3 protein-coding genes are annotated in these 3,083 nt (G+C 60.1%); 2 read left to right on the top strand and 1 reads right to left on the bottom strand.

Features of this window, described 5'->3' with window-relative positions; translation table 11 throughout:
• A partial coding sequence (locus PHW99_RS18530) for a DNA topoisomerase (protein ID WP_300181257.1) occupies nucleotides 1-1,649 on the top strand: 1,649 nt, incomplete at its 5' end.
• Between the two features lie 3 nt (nucleotides 1,650-1,652).
• Here PHW99_RS18530 and PHW99_RS18525 read toward each other — a convergent pair.
• Nucleotides 1,653-2,270 carry a ParA family protein gene (locus tag PHW99_RS18525; protein ID WP_300181254.1) on the bottom strand — a complete coding sequence of 206 codons (618 nt, stop codon included), beginning with the start codon at nucleotides 2,268-2,270 and terminating at the stop codon, nucleotides 1,653-1,655.
• Between the two features lie 152 nt (nucleotides 2,271-2,422).
• Here PHW99_RS18525 and PHW99_RS18520 point away from each other — a divergent pair.
• On the top strand, nucleotides 2,423-3,083 hold a 661-nt coding region (locus PHW99_RS18520), incomplete at its 3' end, for an extracellular solute-binding protein (protein WP_300181251.1).

The following is a 3,083-nucleotide window of genomic DNA, read 5'->3' as shown; positions in this document are numbered from 1 at the left end:
GCATCAGCAAAGTGCAGCAACACCACTTCAAGACCGAGGGCAAGGTGCTGGTCAAACCGGGCTGGCTGGCCATCTACGGCAAGGAAGCTGCGGACGAAGTGGCTGACGCCAAGGACGGCGACAAGGGCCAGAACCTGGTGCCGGTGCAACCCGGCGAAAAAGTGTCAGCAGAAACGGTCGAAGCCCGTGGCCTGAAGACCCGTCCGCCAGCGCGCTACTCTGAAGCCACCTTGCTCGGTGCCATGGAAGGCGCCGGCAAGACGGTCGAAGACGACGAATTGCGCGAAGCGATGCAAGAGAAGGGTCTGGGCACGCCCGCCACGCGCGCGTCCATCATCGAGGGCCTGATCTCTGAGAAATACATGCACCGCGAAGGCCGCGAGCTGATCCCCACGGCCAAGGCGTTCCAGCTGATGACGCTGTTGCGTGGGCTGGACGTTCAGGAACTCTCGCGCGCCGACCTCACCGGCGAGTGGGAATACAAGCTCAACCAGATGGAGCACGGCAAATTGAGCCGCGCCGCCTTCATGGCCGAAATTGCCGCCATGACCGAGCGCATCGTCAAGAAAGCCAAGGAATACGACCACGACACCGTGCCCGGCAACTACGCCACCTTGAGCGCACCGTGCCCTAACTGCGGTGGCATCGTCAAGGAAAACTACCGCCGCTACACCTGCACCGGTACCGATGGCAAAAGCGACGGCTGCGGCTTCTCGTTTGGCAAAACGCCTGCTGGCCGCACCTTTGAGCTGGCCGAAGTGGAGCAGTTTTTGCGCGACAAAAAGATCGGCCCACTCGACGGTTTCCGCTCCAAAGCCGGTTGGCCGTTCACCGCCGAGATGGTCATCAAGTTTGACGACGACGCCAAAAACTACAAGCTCGAATTTGACTTTGGCGACGACAAGAAGGGTGAGGAAACCGGCGAGTTGGTGGACTTCTCGGCGCAGGAGTCATTGGGCGCTTGCCCCAAGTGTGGCGGCCAGGTGTTTGAGCACGGCAAGAACTATGTGTGCGACAAATCCGTGCCCACACTGGCCCAGCCCACGCCCAGTTGCGACTTCAAAACCGGACAAGTCATCCTGCAGCAACCGATCGAGCGCGCGCAAATAGTCAAGTTGTTGACGACTGGCAAGACCGATCTGCTCGACAAGTTTGTGTCGATGCGTACCCGGCGCGCGTTCAAGGCCATGCTGGCTTGGGATGCGGCTGCGGGCAAGGTCAATTTCGAGTTTGCTCCGAGCAAGTTCCCGCCGCGCAAAACTGCGGCAGCGCCGCTGACAAAAGCCGCTGTTGCTGCAACAAAAGGAGCTGCTTCCACAGGTGGAGCAAGGGCTACAGGCACAAAAGCCTTAAAAACGTCAGTGAAGAAAGCAGCCAAGGCCACCGCGCCCAAAGCGCCGCGCAAAGCACCCGCCGCAGGCACATCAGGCACCACGCCCAGCACCGCCTTGGCGGCGGTGATTGGGGCAGAGCCCGTCTCGCGGCCGCAGGCCATCAAGAAGTTGTGGGAGTACATCAAAGCCCATAACCTGCAAGACCCCAAAGACAAACGCACCATCCTTGCTGATGACAAATTGCTGGCGGTGCTGGGTCAGCCCAGCGTGGGCATGTTTGCGCTCACCGGGCTGGTGGGCAAGCATTTGAGCTAGGTTTCACGCCTCCAGCCAGCGGCAAATCGGCTGCCATTGCTCCAGATCACGCGCCACGCGCTCAGGCGCCAGGTCAAACACCGTCAGGCCGTGCGCGGCCAGTTGCACGTAGTTTTGCGTGTCGCGCAGCGTGCCCAGCACCGGCAAGCCGGTGGCGGCGACGAAGGTGCGCAGCTGCTCGGCCGCGCGGGTGCGTTCATCGACCCGCATGGCAACGATGCCGACCTGCGTCTGGCTGGTCTTGACGCGTTCGGCCAGCTCGTCCAGAAAATCGCGCGTGGCAAAAATATCAAAGACGCTGGGCTGTAGCGGCACCACCACCTTGTGCGCGAGCCTGAGCACCTCCTTGAGGCGCCTGCCGTGCAAGCCCGCGGGGGTATCGATCACCGCGTGCGTCGTGCCCTTGGGCGGTTTTGCGATCTGATCGTCGCCGATTTCCCAACTGGCGATCGCGCGCGCCGCAGTCGGGCGCAGCGACAACCAGAGTTGGCTGGACTGCTGTCGGTCGGCATCGCCCAGCATCACGCGCTGGTTCTGGCTGGCGAAGTAGCCGGCAATATGGGTGGACAAAGTGGACTTGCCTACACCCCCTTTGGGGTTGGCAACAACAATGACTGGCATGGTTCAATCCTCCGGCACGATGACAGTATCCATGTTACCGACAACACGAATCCAAGGGAAAACCCGGTGGATGGTGAATGGTTGCGACATCAAAATGACTTGTTTCTGACATAGTATGGCGACTTCGCCCATCAACCCAAGGAGTGTCATTCATGAAAGTTCGCTACACACTGATCGCTGCTGGTATCGCCCTGCTGGGCTGCGCTGGCTCGGCGCTGGCCCAGGACAAAACCCTGCGCCTGCTCACCTGGGCCGACTACGCACCCAAGGACGTGGTGGCACAGTTTGAAAAAGAGTCGGGCTACAAGGTGGAAATCACCCTGTCCAACAACGAAGAAATGATCTCCAAGTTGCGCGCCACGGGCGGCGCGGGCTTTGATCTGGCGCAGCCGTCGCAAGACCGCATCACCGGCCCGCAAGCCGAGTTTGGCATTTACAAAGCCATGGATTTGAAGCAGCTCAAGAGCGAACTGTTCATTCCCAGCATGCTCGAAGCCACCAAGAAAAACACCACGCTGGCGGGCAAGGTCTACGGCTTGCCGCACATCTGGGGTACCGACGGTCTGGTGGTTAACACCAAATTGGCCAAGATGGCCGACTACCCTGATCTGTGCAAGGCAGATTACAAGGGTAAGACCGCCGTGCGCCTGAAACGCCCGACCTTGCTGGCGTTTGCCTTCGCCTCTGGCAAAGATCCGTTTGCGCTGTACAACAACCCCAAGGCTTACACCGCGTTGATGGATGAAGTTGGCAAAACCGTCACCGCCTGCAAGCCCAACCTGAAATTCTTCTGGGACAACAAAGACCAGTTGC

The sequence above is a fragment of the Rhodoferax sp. genome, assembly GCF_028689305.1.
Lineage (GTDB): Bacteria > Pseudomonadota > Gammaproteobacteria > Burkholderiales > Burkholderiaceae_C > Rhodoferax.
The sequence above is the reverse complement of the archived record's forward strand: the minus strand, read 5'-3'. Positions and strand labels throughout refer to the sequence as shown.

Excerpts from the sequence above, each read along its gene's own strand:
- PHW99_RS18525 (WP_300181254.1), bottom strand. The coding sequence starts at position 2,270 with ATGCCAGTCATTGTTGTTGCCAACCCCAAAGGGGGTGTAGGCAAGTCC.